The sequence below is a fragment of the uncultured Sphingomonas sp. genome, from assembly GCF_937871615.1.
Classification (GTDB): Bacteria; Pseudomonadota; Alphaproteobacteria; order Sphingomonadales; family Sphingomonadaceae; genus Sphingomonas.
Genome location: NZ_CALMPA010000070.1, coordinates 135,611 through 158,646 on the forward strand (window position 1 = coordinate 135,611; position 23,036 = coordinate 158,646).

15 protein-coding genes are annotated in these 23,036 nt (G+C 65.4%); 8 read left to right on the forward strand and 7 right to left on the reverse strand.

The window, feature by feature from the left end; all coding sequences use genetic code 11:
- Positions 1 to 6: 6 nt before the first annotated feature.
- Positions 7 to 678: a hypothetical protein gene (locus tag Q0316_RS18650; protein ID WP_298675238.1), complete on the forward strand. Its 672-nt coding sequence runs from the start codon at positions 7 to 9 to the stop codon at positions 676 to 678.
- Here Q0316_RS18650 and Q0316_RS18655 read toward each other — a convergent pair whose 3' ends face one another.
- A complete protein-coding gene (locus Q0316_RS18655; protein WP_298675242.1) occupies positions 679 to 1,572 on the reverse strand; it encodes a LytTR family DNA-binding domain-containing protein in 894 nt (297 codons plus the stop codon).
- Between the two features lie 262 nt (positions 1,573 to 1,834).
- On the opposite strand from Q0316_RS18655, the gene Q0316_RS18660 reads away from it, so the two are divergent.
- The 5 genes from Q0316_RS18660 to Q0316_RS18680 all read left to right on the forward strand — a co-directional run bounded on the left by Q0316_RS18660 (position 1,835) and on the right by Q0316_RS18680 (position 13,039).
- Entirely contained in the window at positions 1,835 to 3,424 is a 1,590-nt protein-coding gene (locus Q0316_RS18660; protein ID WP_298675246.1) for a carboxylesterase family protein, read from the forward strand.
- Between the two features lie 4 nt (positions 3,425 to 3,428).
- Positions 3,429 to 4,838, forward strand: a complete 1,410-nt coding sequence (locus tag Q0316_RS18665; protein WP_298675249.1) for an FAD-dependent oxidoreductase — start codon at positions 3,429 to 3,431, stop codon at positions 4,836 to 4,838.
- Between the two features lie 90 nt (positions 4,839 to 4,928).
- A complete protein-coding gene (locus Q0316_RS18670) occupies positions 4,929 to 7,235 on the forward strand; it encodes a TonB-dependent receptor (RefSeq protein WP_298675252.1) in 2,307 nt (768 codons plus the stop codon).
- Between the two features lie 317 nt (positions 7,236 to 7,552).
- A complete protein-coding gene (locus Q0316_RS18675; RefSeq protein ID WP_298675255.1) occupies positions 7,553 to 9,787 on the forward strand; it encodes a TonB-dependent receptor in 2,235 nt (744 codons plus the stop codon).
- Positions 9,788 to 9,901: 114 nt separating this feature from the next.
- A complete protein-coding gene (locus tag Q0316_RS18680; protein ID WP_298675257.1) occupies positions 9,902 to 13,039 on the forward strand; it encodes an amidohydrolase family protein in 3,138 nt (1,045 codons plus the stop codon).
- Positions 13,040 to 13,091: 52 nt separating this feature from the next.
- Here the strand turns inward: Q0316_RS18680 and Q0316_RS18685 are convergent, their stop codons facing one another.
- The 4 genes from Q0316_RS18685 to Q0316_RS18700 form a co-directional block, all read right to left on the reverse strand.
- Positions 13,092 to 14,396: an MFS transporter gene (locus Q0316_RS18685; protein WP_298675260.1), complete on the reverse strand. Its 1,305-nt coding sequence runs from the start codon at positions 14,394 to 14,396 to the stop codon at positions 13,092 to 13,094.
- A 114-nt stretch (positions 14,397 to 14,510) separates the two neighbouring features.
- Positions 14,511 to 16,028 (reverse strand): AMP-binding protein, encoded by a 1,518-nt coding sequence (locus Q0316_RS18690; protein ID WP_298675263.1) that lies wholly within the window; start codon positions 16,026 to 16,028, stop codon positions 14,511 to 14,513.
- A 38-nt stretch (positions 16,029 to 16,066) separates the two neighbouring features.
- Entirely contained in the window at positions 16,067 to 17,044 is a 978-nt protein-coding gene (locus Q0316_RS18695) for a nitronate monooxygenase family protein (RefSeq protein WP_298675266.1), read from the reverse strand.
- Positions 17,045 to 17,216: 172 nt separating this feature from the next.
- Positions 17,217 to 18,086: a LysR family transcriptional regulator gene (locus tag Q0316_RS18700; RefSeq protein ID WP_298675270.1), complete on the reverse strand. Its 870-nt coding sequence runs from the start codon at positions 18,084 to 18,086 to the stop codon at positions 17,217 to 17,219.
- Positions 18,087 to 18,316: 230 nt separating this feature from the next.
- Here Q0316_RS18700 and Q0316_RS18705 point away from each other — a divergent pair, with 230 nt between their 5' ends.
- Positions 18,317 to 19,054 carry an enoyl-CoA hydratase-related protein gene (locus Q0316_RS18705; RefSeq protein ID WP_298675273.1) on the forward strand — a complete coding sequence of 246 codons (738 nt, stop codon included), beginning with the start codon at positions 18,317 to 18,319 and terminating at the stop codon, positions 19,052 to 19,054.
- Positions 19,055 to 19,064: 10 nt separating this feature from the next.
- Here Q0316_RS18705 and Q0316_RS18710 read toward each other — a convergent pair whose 3' ends face one another.
- Both Q0316_RS18710 and Q0316_RS18715 read right to left on the reverse strand, forming a co-directional pair.
- Positions 19,065 to 20,114: a PLP-dependent cysteine synthase family protein gene (locus tag Q0316_RS18710; protein WP_298675275.1), complete on the reverse strand. Its 1,050-nt coding sequence runs from the start codon at positions 20,112 to 20,114 to the stop codon at positions 19,065 to 19,067.
- A 26-nt stretch (positions 20,115 to 20,140) separates the two neighbouring features.
- Complete coding sequence (locus tag Q0316_RS18715; protein ID WP_298675278.1) at positions 20,141 to 21,124, reverse strand: nitronate monooxygenase family protein; 984 nt, start codon at positions 21,122 to 21,124, stop codon at positions 20,141 to 20,143.
- 578 nt (positions 21,125 to 21,702) lie between these two features.
- Between Q0316_RS18715 and Q0316_RS18720 the strand changes: the two genes are divergently transcribed.
- On the forward strand, positions 21,703 to 23,013 hold the full coding sequence (locus Q0316_RS18720; RefSeq protein WP_298675356.1) for a site-specific integrase: 1,311 nt from the start codon (positions 21,703 to 21,705) through the stop codon (positions 23,011 to 23,013).
- Positions 23,014 to 23,036 lie beyond the last annotated feature (23 nt).

Genomic DNA, 23,036 nt, shown 5'->3' on the forward strand with positions numbered 1-23,036 from the left:
GGCGTAATGACGGATCTGGCCTATCCGGTGCTCGTATTCGCGCACCTGTTGCTGTTCGTGCTGTGGCTTGGCGGCGATGTTGGCGTGTTCATCCTCGGCCAGCATTTTCGCAAGCGGCACCGCTATACGCTGGAGCAGCGGCTGGCGTTGCTGACCCTGCTGGTCGAAGTCGACATGGTGCCGCGGACCGCCTGGGCGCTGATGGTTCCCGTATCGCTCTCCGTGGTCGCCATCGCCGGTTATTGGGCGATGCCGGCGTGGTTGCTCGTGGCGGCGTGGCTGGTGGGCGGCTGCTGGGTCTGGCTTGTCTGGGATGCGCATCTGCACGATCAGACCCCGCGCGCCGCGCGCGACCGGCGGATCGAATTGGTGCTGAAAACGGGGCTGGCGCTGTTCTATCTCGCGCTCGGCGCGATATCGCTTGCGACCCGCGCGCCGCTCTCGCCGCAATGGCTTGCCACCAAGGCGTTGCTGTTCGGCGTGATCTTCGTCGCGGCGATCATGATTGATGTCGCCTTCAAGCCGGTCGGGGCGCAACTTGGCCGCCTCATCAGCGAGGGATCGAGCGACGCGACCGAACTGCCATTGCTGAGAACGATGAACCGCACGCGCATCTGGGTGTGGGTGGTCTATCTGTTGCTGCTTGCGACAGCCTATCTCGGCCTTGCCAAGCCTTGATTACCGATGCGCCGGATCGAGATGGCGGAAGCGGGCTTCGACCTCCGCGCGATATGACCGGCTGACCGGCACTTCCAGTCCGTTCGAGAGCGTGACGATGCCGGTGTGGCCCGTGCGCCGGAACCCGCTGACGGCGCGATCGGCGATCCAGTTCGAGCGATGAACGCGGATTCCGGCGGTCGGCGCGGCCATCCTGATCGCATCGCCCAGCCGCAGGAGCGTCAGCGCCTCGCCCGCATCGGTGTAGATGCGTACATAATGATCCTCAGCGCGCAGCGCGATGATCGCGGCGCGCTGGGCGGGCGGGATTCGCTCTATCAGCCGTGGCAGCGCGGGGCGCGACGCTGCCTTGGCGGCGGGCGCGGATTGTGTCGGCTCCTTCGCGGGATAGCGATAGCGCGGCACGCCGAGCAGGCGATCGAATACGTAATTGGTGCCGATCCATGCGATCGTTCCCGGCGACAGCTTGAGCAGGAACTGGCCGAAAAAGCCCCAGCTCAATCGCATCGGCTCCGGCGTGCCGCCGATCGGCCCGCCCGAATGGAGCGAACTGATGAGCGCGAGAATCTCGACGATCGGCTCGCGCAGCACCAGCCCGGTAAGCAGCGGGCCGAGCAGGGTTATCACCCACATGGGAGGCCGAAATCGCGCGCCCAGCCGGAATATGATCGCGCTGCCAAGCGCGCCGGCCAGCCAGCCGATCATCACCGTCGCGCTCCACAGATAGAACGCGACGACGAAGCTCGCTTCTGCGCCGACGGTGATCCTGAGCAACGCGAGCGGCAGCGCGAGCAGCGCGAGCGGCACGACGCCGTACAGCAACGCCCCTGGCGAGAACGGCAGGGGGCCTGCCTTGCCGGGCTCGGCCCAGCGCAGAACCAGCGAGTTGCTCATGTCCGCCGGCGCCTCAGGAGGGTGGCCGATTTGGCGCCAGAAACGGGCAGACGCTGGCTCGCGGGGCATTCGCGAAATGCCAATGCCGTGGCATTTCGCGCAGCATCATGGCTATTCCCGAATAACATGCCACCCCCATTTGGCTCGTTGCGTAAATGACGCTGCCAACTTTCGTCGCGCCTCGTAAATTTGTCCAGTCAAATATCGGACGCTCCGATCCCGCCTGAGAGGTGATCGGGGCCGGCGTTGGAGGGGGCAGCGAATGAATGGTCTGAACGGCGGCGCGCGTCCGCGGCTGGTGGCCGCATTGTCCGGGATGCTTGCATTCGGCGTATGCGCGAGCGTGGCACTTCCGGCGACCGCCGATCCGATCGTGACGACCGCGGCGGGCCGGATCGCCGGAAAGCAACTCGGCAGCGCGACCGTGTATCACAATATCCCATATGCCGTCGCGGCGCGATGGGAAGCGCCGAAGGCTGCGGCGCGCTGGCAAGGCGTGCGCAACGGCGCGCGTCCGGGGCCGATCTGCCCGCAGCGCGCCGAAGGCCCGCTCGCCGCGATGCCGCAGAGCGAGGATTGCCTGAACCTCAACGTCTGGGTGCCCAGCGGCCACCACGCGAAGCCGCTGCCGGTGATGTTCTGGATTCACGGCGGCAGCTTCCGCGTCGGCAGTGGCTCGTCGCCGCTCTATGATGGTCAGGCGCTCGTCTCCAGAAACGTCATCCTGGTGTCGATCAACTACCGGCTCGGCGTGCTGGGGCGGTTCGCCTTGCCGGAACTGTCGAAGGAGCAGGCAGGCCAGCCGCGCGCCGATTACGGCCTGATGGATCAGATCGCCGCGCTCAAATGGGTGAAGCGCAATATCGGCGCATTCGGGGGCGATCCCGCCAATGTGACGATCTTCGGCTATTCGGCAGGCGGCGTTTCGGTCAATTATCTGATGACGGCGCCCGGCGCGCGTGGCCTGTTCGCGAAAGCGATCGCCGAAAGCGGCGGCATCCAGATCGACACCACGCAGCATATTTCGGAACGGCGCCCCGGCCCGCTGGGGGCACCGCTGGAGGAGCAGGGCGAGGCGCTGGCGAAGAATTTCGGGGCTGATGGCGCGCCCGCCTCGCTCGCGCGGCTGCGCACCGTGCCCGCCGCCGATCTGATCGCCTATCAGGAAAAGCACGCGATGGGATCGCTCAACCCGGTGGTCGACGGAATCCTGATTCCGGACGATATCGGGCGTGCTTTCAGCGAAGGGAAGCAGGCGCGGGTGCCCTACATGGCCGGATCGACCAGTTGGGAAGCGAGCCTGATCCATTATGTGCCGCGCCCGCTCCCGCCGCGTATGGTGCTCAGTGGCATCGCTGATGTCGAGGCGGCGCGCGCGGCGTTCGGCGGGCTGGACGACGCAGCGCTCGCCAGCGCGTGGTTCGCGGATTCGGTGTTTCTCGGCACCGCGCATTATCTGACGCGGGCGAGCGCGCGGATCGGCGAGCCATCCTATCTCTACTATTTCGATTATGTGCCCACCGCGCTTCGCGGCACCGTGCCCGGCGCGGCGCATGGCGACGAGGTGCCGTTCATTTTTGGCACGCTTCCCGCCAAGGTGCGCAACTTATCTGAGGCGCAGATCACGCCGGAGGATCGCAAGGTCTCCGCGCTGATGACCGCTTACTGGACCAATTTCGCGAGGAGCGGAAATCCCAATGGCGCCGGGCTGCCGCAACTGATCGCGCGCGATCCGGCGAGCTACGCGATCAACGTGCTCGATCAGGCGCCGCGCGTCATCAGCGATTTCAAGGCCGGGGAGATGAAATTCCTCGATGCTTATTATGCTGAACATATGGGTGGGGCGAAGTAGGGCGGTGAAGACCGATGTATCTCGCAGGGAATTGCTCGCTGCCGGGGGCGCGGGCGTGATCGCCGTGGCAGGCGCCGGGCCGGCGCGCGCGAAGGGCGCGGTGGAGGCTGACGTTGCCATCGTCGGTGCCGGGTTGAGCGGCCTGATGGCGGCGGCGTTGCTGGAGGAGGCCGGCGCGCGCGTCGTCGTGCTGGAGGGTGCGCGGCGCGTCGGGGGGCGCGCGTACACGCTCACCGATCTTCCGGGGAAGCCCGAAGCGGGCGGCATACAGATCGGTAGCAATTATGCGCGGCTGATCGCGCTGGCGAAGCGTCACGATATCCCGCTGGTGCCAGGCGGGGAGTTCGATCGGACGGCGCTCTACCACATTCGTGGAGAGACGTTGACCGACGCGCAATGGCCGACCGCGACGGCCAATCTGTTGACCGGGGCCGAACGCGCGGTGCCGCCGGCGGCGCTGGGGATGGTCTTCGCCCGGCGGATGCCGCATCTGGCGAATACCAGCGCCTGGCGCGGCGGCAAGGGCCACGCGCTCGATACCGCCTATGACACGGCGCTCCGGGCGGCTGGCGCGAGTGACGAGGCGATCCGCCTGATCGCGAGCAATATGGATCGCGGCAATCTCGCGCATTATTCGGCGCTCAATCCCGCGCGGTCGGCGGCGTTCTTCGCCTTGTCGCAACCGGGTTCGCTGCGGGTGATTGCGGGCGGGTCGCAGCGCCTGGTGGAGGCCGCCGCCGCATCGCTCAGCAATCCGCCACGGCTCGGCCAGATCGTTACCGGCATCAGCGAGGGCGCGACGGGCGTGCGGATCGCGATCGCGGGCGGCGGCTCGCTTTTCGCCCGGCATGTGATCTGCACGATCCCGTTCGCCGCGATGCGCGGCATCGCGCTCGACGGGCCATCGGCGGCGGCGATGAAGCCGGCAATCGCCGCGCTGCCCTATACCCATGCGAGCTTCGCCTATATTTCGGCGACCGAGCCGTTCTGGAACAGCGACGGCCTGCCGCGGATGATCTGGAGCGATGATCCGCTGATCGGGCGCGTCTTCGTGCTTGGCGACGATCCGGCGATGCTCAAGGTGTGGCTCAGCGGCGCCGACGCCGATGCGATCGACCGCGCCGATCCGCGTGAAGCAGGCGCGACGATCATCGCGCGGCTGGAGGCGGCGCGCCCGTCGGCGAAGGGCAAGCTGCGGCTGGAACGCATGTTCAGCTGGCAGCGGGAGCCGATGGCGCGCGGCGTCTATCACCATATCGGCACCGGCCAGCAGGCGCTGCTCGCGCGCGCGGTGGTGGCCGCGGGCAAGCGGCTGCACTTTGCCGGCGAGCATCTGGCGCAGGAGGCGTCGGGAATGGAAGGCGCGCTCGAATCTGGCGAGCGCGCCGCGCGGGAGATCATCGCGAAGCTTTAGGCGGCGACCGGCCGCGACCCACCGGAATTTGGTTCAAGGCGACCAAGATCGCTGATTGGAGGAGACACTCTCGTGAAATATGTTGTTGCTTTGAAACTGTCGGTCGCCGCGATGGCGCTGCTGCCGATCCCCGCCTTCGCCGAGGAGGTCGCGCAGGCCGGTCATCAGCCAGCCGCCGCCAGCGACAATCCGTTCGCGGAGGGCGATGTCGTCGTCACCGCGCGGAAGAAGGCGGAAGCGCTGTCGGATGTGCCGCTGGCGATCACCGCGTTCGATTCCAGCCGGATAGACCGCGCGGGGATCCAGGATCTGAACGATGTCGCGCGGCTTACGCCGGGGCTGAACTTCACCTCGGTGATCGGCGAATTCATGCCCACGCCGATCATCCGCGGCGTGGCGCAGACCGATCTGTTCGGCTCGGACCCCAATGTCGCCATCTTCGTCGACGGCGTTTACACCGGCGCGCGCGAGGCGCTCAACTTCGCGCAGGCGGATATCGAGCGGATCGAGGTCGTCAAGGGGCCACAGAGCGCGCTTTATGGCCGCAACGCCTTTGCCGGCGCGATCAACATCATCTCGAAGCGCCCGACCAAGGATTTCTCGGGGCGCGGCGAATTCACCTATGGCACCAACGGGCGCTTCGCGGCGGTCGGCTCGATTTCGGTTCCGGTCGTCCCCGATGTGCTCGCGGTGAAAGTCACCGCCTCCCACAGCGAATATGACGGCGCCTACCGGAACACGCTGGGCGGCCCGCGCCTCGGCGGGTATGATTACAATACCTTCCAGGGTACCGCGCGCTTCACCCCGATCCCGGACATGGAGATTGTCGGCGGGGTCTATTATTCGGACGACAAGATCAGCCCGCCCGCCGTTTCGGCGCTTCAGCCCAATTGCCAGCCGTCGCGCGGGGTCAACCAGACATGGTGCGGGGAGCTTCCGACGCTTGGCAAGATGGAACTGGGCTCCCACCCGGACGCCTATGGGCAGACGCGCAAGACGCTGCGCGCCTTCCTCGACGCCAAATTCAACATCGGCGACTGGCAGTTCAGCTGGCTGACCGGGTATAACAACGTCAAGCTCACCGCGCTGACCGATGCGACGCGTGGCGATCTGGCGACCTTTGCCTATCGCACGAAAACGGGGGGCATCAGCAGCTTCAACACCTATCTGCTGCGTGACGAGGGCACGCCCCGCTTCCGTGAACTGAGCCAGGAAATCCGCCTGACCTCGCCGCAGCAAGCGCCGATCCGCGGCAGCATCGGCGCTTATTTCTTCTCGGGCGATCAGACGCGGCCGAATTTCGACGGCGTCATCACTGCGCCGTTGCCCGCCAATTTCCTGATGACGTTCCCCGTGCCGGGGCCGTGGAACACCTTCTTCGACGGGGTGCACTTCGACAAGACGGTGACGCGGCACACCGAGAATGCGGCGGCTTTCGGCTCGCTCGAAGGGGACATCACCTCGAAGCTCACGCTGCGCGGCGAGCTTCGTTACAGCTACGAGAACCAGCATACGCTGCGCCAGGCTTCCAATATCGGGCAGCCGACGGCGGCGATCAACAAGAAGCTCAGCTTCACCACCTGGACCCCGCGCGCGAGCCTGCAATATAAGGTCAGCCGCGAACTGATGTTCTATTCGTCCGCGGCGCGCGGCGCGAAGCCGGGCGGCTTCGATCTCAATGCCCCGACCGAGCATTACAATCCGGAATATAACTGGACCTATGAACTGGGCACCAAGGGCAGCCTGTTCAACGGCCATGTCACCTTCGATATCGACGCATTCTATATCAACTGGACCCAGATCCAGATTCCGGTGCTCGATCTGACGCAGGCGCCCCCGGTCACGGTGACGCGCAACCTCGGCGACGCGCATTCGAAGGGCGTCGAGGCCCAGTTCAACATCTATCCCACGCGCAACTTCAGCATCGGCCTTGGCGGATCATATACCGACGCGCGCTATACCAAGGCGGTAAACGCGGGCTTCGCCAGCTTCCCGTCGTTCGCGCCCAATGGCGATGTCACCGGCAACCGGCTTCAGGCCGCGCCGCAGTGGCAGTTCACCGGCTCGCTCGATTATCGCCAGCCGATCGTGGATGATGTTGCCGGCTTCCTGCACGTCGATGCGTCGTATCGCGCGAAGGAATATATGGATTCGACCAACCTCACGGTCATCCCGAGCCAGACGCAGATGAATCTGCGCACCGGCGTCGAGGATGGCCGGCTGCGGGTGGAATTCTTCGTCACCAATCTGTTCGACAACCGGCGACCGACCTTCGCCTTCCGCGACGTATATCTCAGCAACGTGCTGAACGGTCAGCCGATCGTCTATGCGCCCCGGATCACGGTTTCGAACCCGAGCGGGCGCGAACTGGGGGTGCGCACCTCGATCCGCTTCTGATTTCGTGAATGAAGGCCGCGCGGGATCGCGTGGCCGCCAAGCGCGATCCCCTCGTCACGCTGCCGCTTATGGCATCGTGACGGGGGGATGTCGCTGTGGACATGATCGCCGCAAGGCCGCAAGGGGAGGTGAGCTACATTCATCTTTATCAGGCGCTATTCGTTTGAAGACGAAAAAGGGAAGTCGTTACCCTGTCCCTCCGACACCGTTCGCTTCATCGCCGAAGGCTGCGGTTCCGCAATAAACGAATCCGTTTCTGGACAGGGAGAGCAATGGTCAATTTCAAGCACGCTGCCGCTGCGGTGGCATTCGCAACGATGCTGAACGCGACAACCGCGCTGGCGCAGGTCGCCCCGGTCGCCGAGCGCGATACGGCGGCGGAGGACAGCGGCGCGCTCAACGATATTCTCGTCGTCGCGCAGAAGCGGCAGGAAAAGCTCGGGGACGTTCCGATCTCGGTCGATGTCGTCCAGGGCGAGAGCCTCCAGCGCCTGAACCTTTCGAATTTCGAACAGATGTCGCGCTATGTGCCGACGTTCAACGTGTCCGAAACCGCGAGCGGCAATCGCATCACCTTGCGCGGGATCAGCTCGGGCACCAATCGCGGATTCGAGCAGTCGGTCGGGCTGTTCGTCGATGGCATCTATGCGGGCCGCGCGGCGCAATTCTCCTCGCCCTTCTTCGATGTCGAGCGGATCGAGGTGCTGAAGGGGCCGCAGAGCATCCTGTTCGGGAAGAACACGGTGGCGGGCGCCGTCAGCATCATCACCGCGCGTCCGACGAAGGAGGCCTCGCTGCTGATGAGCGCGGGCTATGAGACGCGCTTCGGCGGCTACAATGTCTCCGCCGTGGCGAACGAGCCGCTGACCGACAATCTGCAGATGCGGATCGCGGTGCGCCGCGAGCAGCGGCTGCACGGCGTGCTCTACAACTCGTTGATGAAGGCCCACGAGCCATCGCGCGAGAACGATGTGGCGCGTGTCTCGCTCGCGTGGCAGCCCGGCGCGGTCGAGGTGAACGCGAAGTACGAATATTCGGATCAGGTTCGCAACGGCAGCCTGTTCCAGGTCATCGCTTCGGGCGGGCGCGATGCCTTGTTTAAGAGCGTCGACCCGCAGTTCGAGACCAACCTCGATCTGCGCAACAGCATCGGCAAGCCGAATTCCGATCTCAATTCGATCGCCGCGCACAATGCGGCGCTGCGCATCGACGTGCCGATCGGGCGCGGCCATCTGACCTCGGACACGGGCTATTCGACCTATAAGGTGAAATCCGAGCGTGAGGATGCGGATTTCACGCCGGTGCAACTGATCGAGTTCAGCAACCGCGAGAAGTTCACCCAGTTCAGCCAGGAATTGCGCTACGCTTCGCCGGCGGATGACACGATCGCCTATACGATCGGCGCATTCTATCAGAACCAGCATTATCTGAACGCGCCGGTCTATTTCATCACCGCGAGCGCCGTCGGGCTGTTCGACGTGAACAGCGCGCGCCATTTCAACCAGCGCGCCGACACGTACAGCGCGTTCGGCGAACTGAGCGTTCAGTTGGCGCCGGGCCTGCGGGTGATCGGTGGTGGTCGCTACGTCGCGGAAAACAAGCGCGTCGCGCGCGATCTTTCGGTCATCAACCCGCTGACCGGGCTGCCCGCGACGGACCCGACCGTTCTTGCGCTGACCCAGCGCCTGTTCGGGACGCGCAACTTCGCGCTCGATCAGAAGCTGAACGAGCGCCAGTTCACCCCGGCGGTGACGTTGCAGTACAAGCCTTACGAAGGGCTGATGACCTATGCGAAGTTCTCGCGCGGCTTCAAGAGCGGCGGGTTCGACGCATCGGACGGGATGGGGACGGCCAATCCTTATCTGAGCGAAAACGTCTCGGCATATGAGGCGGGCGTCAAATGGGATGCGAGCCGCCGTCTCAACATGAACCTCACCGGCTTCTACTCGCGCTTCAACAATCTTCAGTCGCAGGTGTATAACGGGATCGCGTTCATCACCACCAACGCCGCGCGGGCGAGTGCGCGTGGGGTGGAGTTCGAAACGCGGTGGCGCCCGATCAAGCCGCTCACGCTCTCCGGCTCGGCGGCTTATCTCGACGCGCATTACGACGATTATCGCGGTGCTGCTTGCACCACCGGGCAGGCAGCGGCATTCGCCGCGTCCGGCGCGGCGGGCTCGTGCACCCAGGATCTGAGCGGGCGTCCGTTGACGGATGCGTCGCGCTGGACGGCAAGCCTCAACGCCAATTTCGAGCAGGGCCTGGCGAACGACTGGCGGATGCAGCTCAACGCGGGGACCAATATCCGCAGTTCGGCCTATGTCGCGCCCGATCTCGATCCGATCGGATTGCAGAAGGGCTATGCGACGATCGACGGCAGCATCGAGTTGATCTCGCCAAGCGATACGTTCACCATCTCGCTGGTCGGCAAGAATCTCGGCGATGTTCGCGCGAAAACCTATGTCGTGAACAGCCCGTTCTTCAGCGGCACAAAGAGCGCATCAATCAACGAGCCGCGGACGGTGGAAATCCGCGGAACACTTCGCTTCTGATCCACAACCTGAACCGGCCGGCGCGGTGGCGCCGGTCGGGCGGGAAGCATATGTAACCCCGGCCACCAGCCGATCGCGGCCAGGCGCGTGGGGCGAGGCAAGGGAGGCGGGGCTTTGGACTGGAAGGTCAACCGGCGGCAGACGATGGCGATCGGCATCGCGGGCGCCGCCGGCGCGGGTGCGATGCTCGAAGGAATGGGTGTCGCGGCGGTCTCCGGCCCGGAGCCGATCGTCACACGCGGCAGCGCGCGCGATCTGATTACCGTCACCGCCGGCACCAACTTCGTCGTCGCGCCAGCCCCTGACGGATCGACGCTGGCGATTGATCTCGGCGGCATGATCTGGCTGCTGCCCGTCGCGGGCGGCAAGGCGCATCGCCTGACCGATCCGATGCTTGAGGCGAGCCAGCCGGATTGGCTGGGTGATGGCAAGGGCCTTGTCTTTCAGGCTTATACCCATGGCTATTTCCAGCTCTGGCGCGTCGATGCGACGAGCGGCGAGTTGCAGCAACTGACCACCGGCACAGCCGACAGCCGCGAACCTGCGGTATCGCCAGATGGCAAGCGCATCGCTTATGTGTCCGATCGCGGGCGACGGTGTCGTGTCCATATTCTCGATCTCGCGACGCTCCAAAGCACCGCGTGGAACGATTTCCCCGGAGAGGCGGCGCAGCCGAGCTGGTCGCCGGACGGTCGGGAGATCGTCTGCGTCGTGGATGGCCACCGGATCGTCGCCGCGTCGCAGGCAGGCCCGGTGCGCGAGATCGCGGCGGTTCCGCGCGGGCGCAATCCGCTCGACCGCAGCCTTGTCGCCGGCCCGGCCTTCACGTTCGACGGCAAAGGCGTGGCCTATGTCGAGGTGATCGGCGTGGCCGCGCGGCTGCGAACGGGCGGTGGCGCGGACCTGGTTTCCGGGGAAGATGTGTTTCCTTTCCGTCCGCGCTGGCAGGCGGACGGCAGATTTTTCTATTCCGCCGACGGCGCGATCCGCCGCCGGGCGCCCGGCGCTGCCAAAGCCGCGGACGTTCCGTTCGAACTGGCGCTGGCGCTGCCGCGCAATCAGCCGCGCAAACCGCGTGCCGCTGATGCCCCCGGCAAGCCACAGCCGGTGCGCGGGATCGGTTCCCCGGCGCTTTCGCCGGACGGGGGGCAGATCGCTTTCCGTGCATTGAACGCGCTGTGGATCATGCTGATCGGCCAGCCGCCTCGCGAGATTCTGGCGGACGGCTATTGCATCGTCGATCCGGCCTGGTCGCCCGATGGCAGACAACTCGCCTTCGCCAGCGATCGCGGCGGCACGTTCGACATCTGGCTGCGCGACAATGCGAGCGGCGCGTTGCGCCAGCTTACGCATCATGACGGCGCGGCGAGTGGCCCGGCCTGGTCGCCCGATGGCAAGCGCGTCTCGTTCCTCGACCAGAAGGGCGCGCTGTTCGTCTGCACGGTGGACGGCGGCGAGGTGCGCAAGGTGCAAGGGCCGCTGTTCCTGCCCGGCAAGCCGAGTTGGGGGCGGGACGGCAAGACGCTGGCGCTCGCCGCGCTGGTGCCGTCGTCGGCGCGATTCCGCGAAGGCAAGAACCAGATATTGCTGGTCGATGTCGACAGCGGCAAATCGCGCTACCTCTCGCTGCCCGGCGAAGCCTCGATCGCGACGCGCGGGGATGACGGGCCGGTCTGGTCGCCAGACGGGAGCCATATCGCCTTCGTCGTCGCCTCGCGCCTGTGGGTGTGGCCGATCGGGCCGGACGGCACACCGACGGGCGACCCGCGCGCGATCGGCGACGAGATCGCCGATTGCCCGTCGTGGAGCGCGGACGGACGCAAATTGCTCTATCTGTCGGCGGGGAAACTGCGCCTGACCGATCCGTCGGGCGCCGCACCGGTAACGATCCCGATGCGGTTTCAGTGGGCGCGACCGAAGCGCGATCGCCGGATGCTGGTGCGCGCGGGGAAGATGTGGGACGGGCAGCGCCGCATCGCACAGGAAATGACCGATATCGGCATCGTCAACGGCACGATCACCTCGGTCTCACCCGCGTCGGGCGAGAAGCCGGGCGGCGATGTCGAGTTCGTCGACGCGTCGTCGCTGATGGTCATGCCCGGTCTGGTTGACGTGCATACCCACCTCCAGATGGCGGGCCATGGCTATGGCGATCGCGAGGGGCGGTTGTGGCTCTCCATGGGGATCACCACGATCCGCTCGCTGGCTGGCCCGGCCTATCACATGGTCGAATATCGCGAGGCGATCGCGAGCGGGCGGCGCGTCGGCCCGCATGTGATCGCGACGGGGGAGGCGATCGACGGGCCGCGCATTTTCTATCACATGATGCGCCCGGTGACCGAGCCGGGACAACTCGCCCGCGAACTGGAGCGCGCGCGGGCGCTCTCTTATGATGTGATGAAATGCTATGTCCGGCTGCCGGCCGAGACGCAGCGTGAGGTGGTGCGCTGGGGGCATCGCCACGGCCTGCCGGCGACCTCCCATTATCTCTATCCCGGCGCCTTCTTCGGCATGGACGGGCTGGAGCATATGGGCGCCACCAACAAGCTCGGCTATTCGCACACCGTTTCGCAGACCGGCCGGGTCTATGGCGATGTCGAGGCCGCGCTGGCCCATACCGGGGCGGCGCATGTGCCGACCCTGTTTCAGGCATCGGTGCTGTATCGCGACGATCCCGCGCTGGTCGAGGATGAGCGCCTGCGCACGCTGTTGCCGCCATGGGAATATGCGCGTCTGAAGGATCTTGTGCGTGCCACCGATCCCGCCTCGCGGGCGGCGCAACTGGGCATCCTCGAACATAATGTCGCGCATGTCCGGCGGCTGATGGCGCTTGGCGGGCTGATCGTGTCTGGCACCGATGCGCCGCTCGATCTTGCGGGGGCGAGCCTGCACATGAATTTGCGCGGCATGGTGCGTTTCGGTGTCACGCCGGTCGATGCGCTGTTCACCGCGACGCGCAACGCCGGGCGAATGCTCAACCAGCGCATTGGCGAGATCGCCCGCGGCGCGCGCGCGGACCTCGCGATCGTCAGCGGAAATCCGCTTGAGCGGATCGAGGATGCGGCGAATGTCCGTCAGGTAATCGCGGGCGGCGTGCGGCATGACATCCCCTCGCTGCTCACGCCGTTCCGCGCGGGGAGCGCGGGGATGCCATCGCCGGTCACCGCATCAATTCTGCCGCGCTCGCCTTATTGGTGGCATCAGGCGGCGTTCGTGGAAGGCTGTCGCGGCTCCTGTTGCAGCCACGCCTGATCTGGCGCGCTTTTGCGAGCCGGCGGGTGGTTTCACCCGCCTTGAAATCGCTTTAGCCGTGCCCCGGTGCTCCGTCCGTGCGCAGCGCACGAACGAAGATAGCGGTCAGCACGAAGCCGAGCAGCGGGGCCGCCGTGGCGACGATCAGCAGCAGATGCGCCGCGCCGTCACTCGCGCCCGCCTTCGGATCGAACCCGAGCAGCGCAAGCGGCAATAGCGCCGACGCGCCAAGCCCGCTGCCCAGCTTGTCGAAGAAATTGGTCATCGCGAATGCCGCGCCACGAACTTCGCAGCCGGTACGCGCGATATAGGCGTTGGCGAGCACCCCGGTGATCGAGCGCAGCAGATACGGGCCGGCGCCGAAGCCGAGGCCCATCAGCGCCTGCATGGCGAACAGCCCAGCCGCGCCCATGCGCGTTGCGAACGGCAGTAGCAGGACGGCGGCGCAAAGAAACAAACAGGCCGCGAGCAGCGTCTTCCTGTCACCCAGCCGGTTGGCGATCTTCATCCAGCCGACCATGCCGAGCGGGGCGATCGCGAAGGTGAATGCCATGCTCAGCGCGAAATATTTCGGCGCGTGATAAAGGTGCTCGGCGACGAAAAAGCCCATCGTCGCCATCGCCGTCCAGGCGCTGTTGTAGATCAGGATGGCGAGCGAGAGCAGCACGAAATCGCGGCTGAGCAGGAAGGGGCGGAGGATCGACCAGTCCGCCACGGCGTGCGCGCTGATCCGCCCTTCCCGATCGGGCGTGAAGCAATAGGTTATGATCGTGCACAATGTGATCGAGACGAGGATGAACAGCCCGGCGGTGCGCGCCTGCGCGGCGATGTCGCTGCCGTAAAAGTGGCTGGCGGTCGCCACCAGCCCGAAGACCCCGAGAATGCCCGCGATAACGCCGACTTCGCGATAGCCGAACAGGCGGGAAAGCGTGCGCGGATCGTCGGTCATCGCCGCCGCCCAGGCCTGATGCACGATCATCCCGATGGTGAAGGCGATGTAGATCGCGCCGCCGCCCGCGATCAGATAGACCGGCCCGACGAGCGACTTGATCGGCATGAAGATCAGCAGCACCGCGATCAGATAGAGCGGTAGCGCGATCAGCAGCCATGGGCGGTGCTTCTGACGGAAGGGGGCGCGGTCTATGGCGATGCCGATGAAGGGATCGCAGATCGCGTCGATCACCCGGATCAGCATCAGCGCCGAGGCGACGAGCGCCAGCGGCATCCCCAGCGCCTGGCTGTAGAATGGCGGAATGAAGCTGCCGATCGCCGCCGTGGTGGCGATGAGCGGGATGGCGTAGATGCAATAAGCGAGCAATTGCCCGCGCGAGAGCGGCCGGTCGGCAGGTGCGGTCATGCCGCGCTCTGCCGCCAAATGCCGCGCGCCACAATGGCGGGGGCCGGCGTGGCGTTCCAATCCTCGATCCGGTTTTCCCGAGCCATCCCCGATCCTCTCTGGCTTGTTTTCGTGTCAGTCGATGAAGCGCGCGAGCAGCTCGCTCTTGTAGAGCTTGCCCGTGTCGTGGCGGGGCAGGCTGTCGGCGAGTTCGATCCGTTTGGGCGCCTTGACCGGGCCGAGCCGGAGACGGGCATATTGCAGCAGCGCCTCGCGCAATCTGTCGGTGTCCGCCACGCCCTCGACCGGCTGGATCACCGCCACCGCGACCTGGCCGAGATCCTCGTGCGGAATCCCGATCACCGCCGCGTCGCGCACCTCATCATGTTCCAGGAACATCGCTTCGATTTCCTGCGGATAGATATTCACGCCGCCGGAGATGATCGTGAAATGGCGCCGGTCGGTGAGATAGAGGAAACCATCCGCATCGACATGGCCGACATCGCCGAAGGTGCGCCAGCCGCGATCGTTGGTCGCTCGCCGGGTCTTCTCGTCATCGTTCCAATAGGCGAACCGCGCGGCGGATTCGAAATAGATGTCGCCGGTTTCGCCGGGCGGCAGATCGTTACCCTCGGCATCGAGGATATGCACCGTGCAGCCCGATGGCCGCCCGACCGATCCGGGATGGTTCAGCCAGTCGATCGAGTTGATCGACGCCGATCCGATCCCTTCGCTGCCCGAATAATATTCGTCGATGATCGGCCCCCACCATTCGATCATCGCGCGCTTCACATGCACCGGGCATGGCGCCGCGCCGTGCACCGCGTGGCGATGACGCGACAGATCATGCGCCGCGCGCTCCGCCGGCGGGAGGCGGAGCAGGCGATGGAACATGGTGGGCACCCACAGGCTGTGCGTGCAACCATATCGCGCAAGCTGGCCGAGCGCCTCCCCCGCATCGAAGCGTTCGGGAATGACGACCACGGCACCCGCCGAGAGCGCGGCGGTGAGGAAACGGTGCGGGGCAGCGTGATAGAGCGGGCAGGGGCAGTAGAATACCGCCTCATGATCCACGCCATAGCCCCTGACGAGGCCGGTGTTCGCAGGGTCGGATATCCCCATCGGGCCATCGGGCAATTCCTTGCGGATGCCCTTCGGTCGGCCGGTCGTGCCCGAACTGTAGAGCATCACCGCGCCGGGCGAGCAATCGTCGGGCAGCGTATCGGGCATCCGCGCGGTCAGCGCGTGCCAATCGGGGATGCCTTCGCCCAGGTCTATGCCGAGGATCGTGTCATGGATCGCGCGCAGCGCGGCCATATCCTCAGCCGCGAAGCTGCCGTTGGCGAAAATCGCGGCCCGCGCGCCGGAATCGGCGAGGATATAGGCCGCATCCTCGACCGACAGCTTGGTGGAGAGGAGGACGTAGAACAACCCGCTGCGCTGCGCGGCGAGCATCGCCGACAGGAATTCGGGCCGGTTGGTGATCGACAGCGCGACGCAATCGCCGCGCTTCAGCCCGAGCGAGCGGAAGGCGTGCGCCGCGCGATTGGCGGCGGCATCAAGCTCGCCACGGGTAAGCGTGATCCCGCTCGACGGGAAGATCGCGACCGGGCGATCAGGGGTGGCGGCGGCATGGTCGATGAAGCTGGGCATAAGCGGGCCGGTTTTCGTCCTGTCCTGTCTCGCGGGGTTCAGGCGGCGACGAGCCGGTTCATGTCCTCGGCGGCGGCGCGATACTGACGCGCCAGGTCATCAACGATCCCGGCGACAGGCTCCGCGCCGCTGATCGAGCCGCAGCCGTGCCCACAGCCGCGAATGTCCTTCCAGACCTTGATCTCGCCATCGTCGCCCTTGCGGTATTTCGCGGTTTCGGGGCTGTATTTCGGCAGATTGTCGAGGTCGAAGCCGGCGGCGGCTATGGTTTGCTTGATATAATTGCCGTAAATGCCGGTGAACATGTTGGTATAGATGATGTCATCGGCGCCGGAGGCGATCACGTCCTCCTTGTGCGCTTCCGACGCATTCGATTCCGCCGCCGCGAGGAACCGCGTGCCGAGATATGCGAAATCGGCGCCCATCGCCTGCGCGGCATAGACATCGCGCCCGGTGCTCATCGCGCCGGACAGGATGATCGTGCCGTCGAAGAATTCCTTCACCTGATTGACCAGCGCGAACGGGCTCTTGTCACCTCCCTGACCACCGGCACCGGCGGCGACGAGGATCAGCCCGTCCACCCCCATTGATGCCGCCTTGCGCGCATGGCGCAGGTTGGTGACATCGTGAAAGACCAGCCCGCCGTAGCGATGCACCTCATCGAGGATTTCGCGCGGCGGCGCGCGCAGGCTGGTGATAATCAGCGGCACCTGTTCGCGCACGATGGTGATGAGATCCTGCTCCCACCGATCGTTGCGTTCCGACATTACCTGATTGACCCCGAACGGCGCCACCTTGCGCCCCGGCTCCGCCGCCTGGATCGCGGCCAGCCGCTCGCGGATTTCCCGAATCCAGTCGGTCAGCGCGGCCTGCGGACGCGCGTTGAGCGCGGGAAAGGTGCCGATGATGCCGCTGGCGCATTGCGCGACGACCATTTCGATCCCCGATGCGATGAACATCGGCGCGCCGATCACCGGAAGCCTCAGATGGTCACGAAACTGGGCGGGAACGGTCAACGCGGGTCTCCTTCACGGGCGTCACGCGCTCGATCGGCGTGATTGCGATGATGGTTCCCCCAGCGCGGGTTCGCGAGCAAACGATTTGAGGCCGTGATAGGTGATTGTGGTTCACCAACCTTGGGCTGGCGCCGCGAAATGCGCGCGCAAGCGCATTTCAAAAACGATATTCTCAGCCGGTGCGCTCGATCGCGCTGTTGAGCCAGCGCCGGAAGCGGCCATAGGTGGACTGGAGCTTGCGCGATTTGCGCACCGCGATCCAATAGGACAGGTCTGACCGGATCACGCCATCGCCGAGCGGCAGAACCTCGCCCTGCGCGACCAGCTTGTCCGCGAACCACGTGGGCGCCAGCGCGATGCCCTTGCCCCGTGCGGCGGCGTGGCAGGCGGTGAGCACCGAATCGAAGCGCACCTGCCGCGCGGTGGGCGCCATCGTATAGCCCAGCGATCTGAGCGCATTTTCCCACGGCATCGAATTGGTGCTGGCGTTCAGGATCGGGCCAAGCACGATATCGCCCGAAACGATCGGCGTTTCGGATTGCGCGGAATAGACCGCCTTCAGCGTGAACGGCATCAGATCCTCATATTCCCAGCCTTCGCCGGGATATGGCCCGATGCCGATCAGGATATCGAAATCCCCCCGCATCCCGCCTTCGCTGATGGTGAGGCTGGTGGAATCGACCTGAAAATCGGGGAAGCGGCGGCGGAACTCATCGAGGTTGGAAAGGATGAACTGTTCGGCGAACGCCGCCATCGAACAGAGCCTGACGCGCCGGGTTTCCGGGCGGTCGGTAAGTTCGCGCCAGTGATCGTCGATCGTGGCGATCGCCTGCGCGATCGTTGCCGAAAGCTGGCGGGCGTTGTCGGCCGGGCGAATGCCCTGGCCATCGCGTTCGAACAGCCGCTGGCCGAATTGCTCCTCCAGCAGCCGGATGCGATGGCTGATCGCGGAAGGGGTGAGGTGCATTTCCTCAGCCGCGCGTTTCAGGCTGCCAAGGCGGGTGACCGCCTCCAGCGTCTGCAACAGGATCAGTGGCGGCATCGACGGTCTCAAGTGGCAACCCTTGCGAGCGACACAGCAACAAATGAAGGCGCCGCTGCGTGAAGCGCGGCCCGGATTAGCTCGGGAGGGCGTTCGGCTCAATCGCCGCCGGGCCATGCGGTTGAAATGATTTCACAGGCGGCGGCGCAATTTCGCTTGAGCAGCGGCGCCGATTGGGTTTGGACCCTCAAAGGCCGCGAAGCCGCGCGATCAAGAAGGAGAGAGCCGACATGGAATGCGTAACGGTCGAGATGGATGGGCCGATCATGATCGTGACGCTGAATCGGCCGGAAAAGCGCAATGCGTGGAACGGCGCGATGGTGGAGGCGTTCCGCCGCGTCTGGATCGACTTCGCCGCGCGCGACGATGCGAGCGTCTGCGTGGTGCGCGCCGCCGGCCCGGTTTTCTCCGCCGGGCTCGATTTCCGGGATCCGCCCGCGAACGACGATGGTGCGCTGCCCAACACGAATGTGCCGTGCGACAAGCCGATCATCGTCGCGGTGGAGGGCGCGTGTCTTGGCATGGCCTGTTCGCTGGTGCTGATGAGCGATATCGTGATCGCCGGCCCCGGCGCGAGCTTCGCCTATCTCGAAGCGACGATGGGGTTCCACGGCGGGCTGATGGCGGGCTTTGCCGGGCGGATGCTCTACAAGCCCGGTCTGCAATGGATTTTGACCGGCGAGGCGATGCCGGCGGCGCGCGCGCGGGAGATCGGCTTCGTCAATGAGGTGACCGAGGAGGGCGCGGCGTTCGATCGCGCGATGGCGGTGGCGCGGCGGATCGCGGGCAATGCGCCGCTCGCGGTGCGCTCGATGAAGGCGATCGCGTTGCAGACGCTGCCCAAGGGGCCGGTCGAACAGGCCTTCGCCGCCGCGCGCATGGTCGAGGCGATGCGCGTCAGCGACGATTTCCGCGAAGGCATCGCCGCGCTGCGCGATCGGCGCCCCGCGCGGTTCACGGGGCGCTGACCGAAACCGCTCAGCCGGCGGGCGGCGCGCCTGCCGCCGGTGGGCAGGCGATCGCTTCATAGCCGATCAATTCCACCTCGGGCGCGATATAGCCCGGCTTCACCGGCTCGACGCGGGCGAGGTCGGTCGACAGATATTTCTTGTTATCGTCGCTGAACACCGTCGCGACCACCGCGTCCGGGGAAAGCCGATCCTGCGCCAGCAGGGCGGCGACAAGGTTCGCGCCGGATGAGATGCCGACGGCAAGCCCCAGTTCGCATGCCAGCCGCTGCGCCATGATGATCGCATCCCCATCCGAGACGCTGAGCACCGCGCCCAGTTCGCCAAGATCGACCACCGGCGGGATGAAATCATCCGAAACGCCCTGGATGCGATGCGCGCCGGTCTTGTAGCCGGTCGACAGCGTCGGCGATTCGAGCGGCTCGACCGGGTGGACCTGCACGCCGGGCGCGATCCGCCGCAGCGCGCGGCCGACGCCCATCACCGTGCCGCCGGTGCCCACGCCCGCGACAAAGGCGTCTGGGCAGAGGCCACGGCTCGCGAGTTGCCGGATCAGTTCGGGGCCGGTCGATTGCTCATGCGCCTCGCAATTGTGCGGATTGCCGAACTGATCGGGCAGAAACACGTCGTCACGCGCGCGCGCCATTTCCTGCGCCGCCGCGATCGAGCCGAGAAAGCCATCCTCCGCGCGGCTGAACAGGCGCAGTTCCGCGCCCATCGAGCGCATCAGCGCCTTGCGCTCGTCGCTCATCCAGTCCGGCATATGGATGCGCACCGGGTGGCCGAGCATCCGCCCGAGCGAGGCGAACGAAATGCCGGTGTTGCCGCTCGTCGCCTCGACGATCGTATCGCCGGGCTTCAGCGCATCGCAGGCATAGGCCTGGCGCAGCACGTTGAGCGCCATCCGATCCTTGATGCTGCCGGTGAGATTATAATGTTCCGCCTTGGCATGAACGACGCGGCGCGCGCCCTTCCAGCGCAGGTGGATCGCCAGCAGCGGGGTCTGGCCGATCAGATCGGCGAGCGTGTCGATGCGCTGGCTCACCGGGAACGGATGCATGGCGCCACCTTCCGAATAGGGGGGCATCAGGCGGCGCACCGGGCGAATGCGGCGAGCCGATCGCCGATGATCCGATCGGCCTGCTGCATGATCCGCCCGATCAGTTCGGCGACCGGCGGCGCGTCGTCGATCAGCCCCGCGACCATCCCGCAACTCCACGCCCCGGCCTCGACCTCGCCATCCTTCATCACCCGCGGATAGATGCCGGCCACCTCCCCGGCGATATCCGCGAAGGACAATGCGGCGCCGAGCGTGCGCTCCTTTTCCAGCAGCCGCTCGACGGCGGCGTTGTTGAGGACGCGCTCGGTATTGCGCAGCGGGCGCATGACGAGGCGCGTATCGAGTTCGCTCGCCGCGATGATCGCTTCCTTGACGCTGGGATGCACCGGCGCCTCACGCGTGCAGAGCAGGCGGGTGCCCATGTTCATCCCGTCCGCGCCGAGCGCGAGCGCGGCGACCAGCGAACGGCCATCCGCCATGCCGCCGGATGCGACGAACGGGATTTTCAGCTCATCGGCGGCGCGTGGCAGCAGGATGAAGTTCGGCACATCATCCTCGCCGGGATGGCCGCCGCATTCGAAGCCGTCGACGCTCACCGCGTCGCAGCCGATCGCCTGTGCCTTGAGCGCGTGGCGGACGGCGGCGCATTTGTGTATGATCCTTACCCCCGCCTCGTGCAGCGGGGCGATCCACTTCTGCGGATTGTTGCCCGCGGTCTCCACCGCGCGGATGCCTTCCTCCACGATCACCCGCATGATCGCGGCATAATCGGGCGGCCGGGTGATCGGCAGGAAGGTGACGTTCACGCCGAACGGACGATCGGTCATCTCGCGGCAGCGGCGGATTTCGGCGCGCAACGCTTCCGCGTCGGGCAGCGTCAGCGCGGTTATCATGCCGAGCCCGCCGGCATTGGCGACGGCGCTCGCCAGCTCGGCCAGCCCGACGAAGTGCATCCCGCCCTGAACGATCGGATGCTCGATGCCGAACAATTCGGTGATCCGGGTCTTCATTCTTCGCCCTCCCATGTTTCCGCCGCGTTTCGTGCGGCCGGGGTTTGACCGTGGCGATCGCGGATCGCATGGCATGAGCGCGATGCCGAATTAATTCAGGCGCGCGCAGTTGACCTCACTTCACGGCTCACCCTGTCGATCAGCGCAGGAAAAGGCGCGCTTCCGGCGCTCCAGCGCGCGCCCGCATCCGGTGCGCGGGCTCGCGCGGGCCGACCGTTCCCGCTAGCGGCCTCGCCGCGGCGATCAGCTTTCAACCATCTGATTTTCTTGGAAAAACTTGAGCGGGCGAAGGGATTCGAACCCTCGACCCCAACCTTGGCAAAGCTAACCATAGCCATTCCGAACGTATTCGGCTCTACGATTAATTACGATAATTCAAATGCATACTTGAAAGTCGCCGAAAGCAATAGCACCTTCATATCCGTGTTTTTCCGGTCTCGGTGTTGACCATGTGTTGACCGAAAACGGCCAAGAAAGTGGTGGATGTGATGGTGCAGCGAGTCGCAATTCCTCTCACCAATCGCGGCGTCCTGGCAGTGTAGCCGCGAAAGAATCGCTATTGCGTCTGGGACCGCGATCTGCCGGGCTTCGGCATGCGTGTGGAACCGGGCGGCACCAAGACCTTCTTCGCGCGCTATCGTGTTCATGGCGGGGGTCGGCGTGCGGCTCAGAAGCTTGTCACGATCGGTCGTCTGGGTATCCTCACACCGGAGCAGGCACGGAAGAAGGCCAAGGTAATCCTCGCCGAAGCGGTCGGTGGCAGCGACCCTGCCGCCGAGATCAAGGCGCGGCGGCGACTGATGAAAGTGGCCGAACTCGTCGATCTCTATGAGGAGGAAGGCTGCTTTATCCAGCGCGGCAAGCGCCAGGGTTTTCCGATGAAGGAGCGGACCAAGACCTATACGATGGCGCGCCTGCGCCATCACGTCATACCGCTGCTCGGCCGGCGGACGGTCGCCGAACTCGGCGCTGGTGAAATCGAGCGTTTCTTCCGTGACGTCGAGGAAGGAAAGACCGCCCGGCAAGAGAAGCTCGGGCCGCGCCGGTTCGTGAACGTGCGCGGCGGCGAAGGCGCGGCGCGCAAAGTGTTCCGCGACCTGTCGGCGATTCTCAGCTTTGCGGCCCGCCGCGAAATCATCGATCGCAACCCTTGCGAAAAGGCCGCGGTCCGCAAGACGGACAATCACAAGGAGCGGTATTTGACGCTCGACGAAGTGACGCGGCTCGGCAAGGCGATTGACGAATTGGCCGAGGAAGGAACCAACCCCAAGGCGCTTGCGATCATGCGGCTGTGGGCGCTTACCGGCTGTCGACGGGAAGAGATTGCCGCCCTTAAGTGGAGTGAGGTCGATCTCGAGCGCGGCTGCCTGCGTCTGGAAGACAGCAAGACGGGCAAGTCAGTGCGGCCGCTCGGCGTCGCTGCGATTGCAATCCTGGAAGGTGTCGCGCGCTCGGACGAAACGGATTTCGTTTTTCCCGCCGGCACAGGTGAGAATCATTTCCAGGGCTACAAGACGCCGTGGAAACATGCGGTGAAAAAGGCCGAACTTGTTGGCGTATCGCCGCATACGCTTCGTCACACGATGGGGTCGATGACGATTTCGTCCGGTGAGGCCATGGCGTTCGCCGGCGCGATCCTTGGTCATTCGAATCCCCGCTCCACAGCCATTTACGCGCATGTCCAGTTTGATCCGGCAAAGCTGGTGGCGGATCGTATCAGCGAACGGATCGCGGCCGCTTTGGCGGGGGTGGCGGCCATCGTTACCGATGCGGAACGCGAACACGCAGCCAGCGATGAGGAACTGCTTACCGAAGTCGCCAAGGTTCTCGCGAACGACAATCAGGATGCTGACCGGCTATGCGCCTTGCTGAAGCTGTTTGCCTCGTGACAATCAGCTCTCGATCGAGCGGA

Coding starts and splice junctions, on each gene's coding strand:
- Q0316_RS18675 (WP_298675255.1), top strand. CDS start 7,553: ATGCTGAACGCGACAACCGCGCTGGCGCAGGTCGCCCCGGTCGCCGAG.
- Q0316_RS18715 (WP_298675278.1), bottom strand. CDS start 21,124: ATGAAGACCCGGATCACCGAATTGTTCGGCATCGAGCATCCGATCGTT.
- Q0316_RS18685 (WP_298675260.1), bottom strand. CDS start 14,396: ATGACCGCACCTGCCGACCGGCCGCTCTCGCGCGGGCAATTGCTCGCT.
- Q0316_RS18705 (WP_298675273.1), top strand. CDS start 18,317: ATGGAATGCGTAACGGTCGAGATGGATGGGCCGATCATGATCGTGACG.
- Q0316_RS18655 (WP_298675242.1), bottom strand. CDS start 1,572: ATGAGCAACTCGCTGGTTCTGCGCTGGGCCGAGCCCGGCAAGGCAGGC.
- Q0316_RS18690 (WP_298675263.1), bottom strand. CDS start 16,028: ATGCCCAGCTTCATCGACCATGCCGCCGCCACCCCTGATCGCCCGGTC.
- Q0316_RS18710 (WP_298675275.1), bottom strand. CDS start 20,114: ATGCATCCGTTCCCGGTGAGCCAGCGCATCGACACGCTCGCCGATCTG.
- Q0316_RS18700 (WP_298675270.1), bottom strand. CDS start 18,086: ATGCCGCCACTGATCCTGTTGCAGACGCTGGAGGCGGTCACCCGCCTT.
- Q0316_RS18660 (WP_298675246.1), top strand. CDS start 1,835: ATGAATGGTCTGAACGGCGGCGCGCGTCCGCGGCTGGTGGCCGCATTG.
- Q0316_RS18650 (WP_298675238.1), top strand. CDS start 7: ATGACGGATCTGGCCTATCCGGTGCTCGTATTCGCGCACCTGTTGCTG.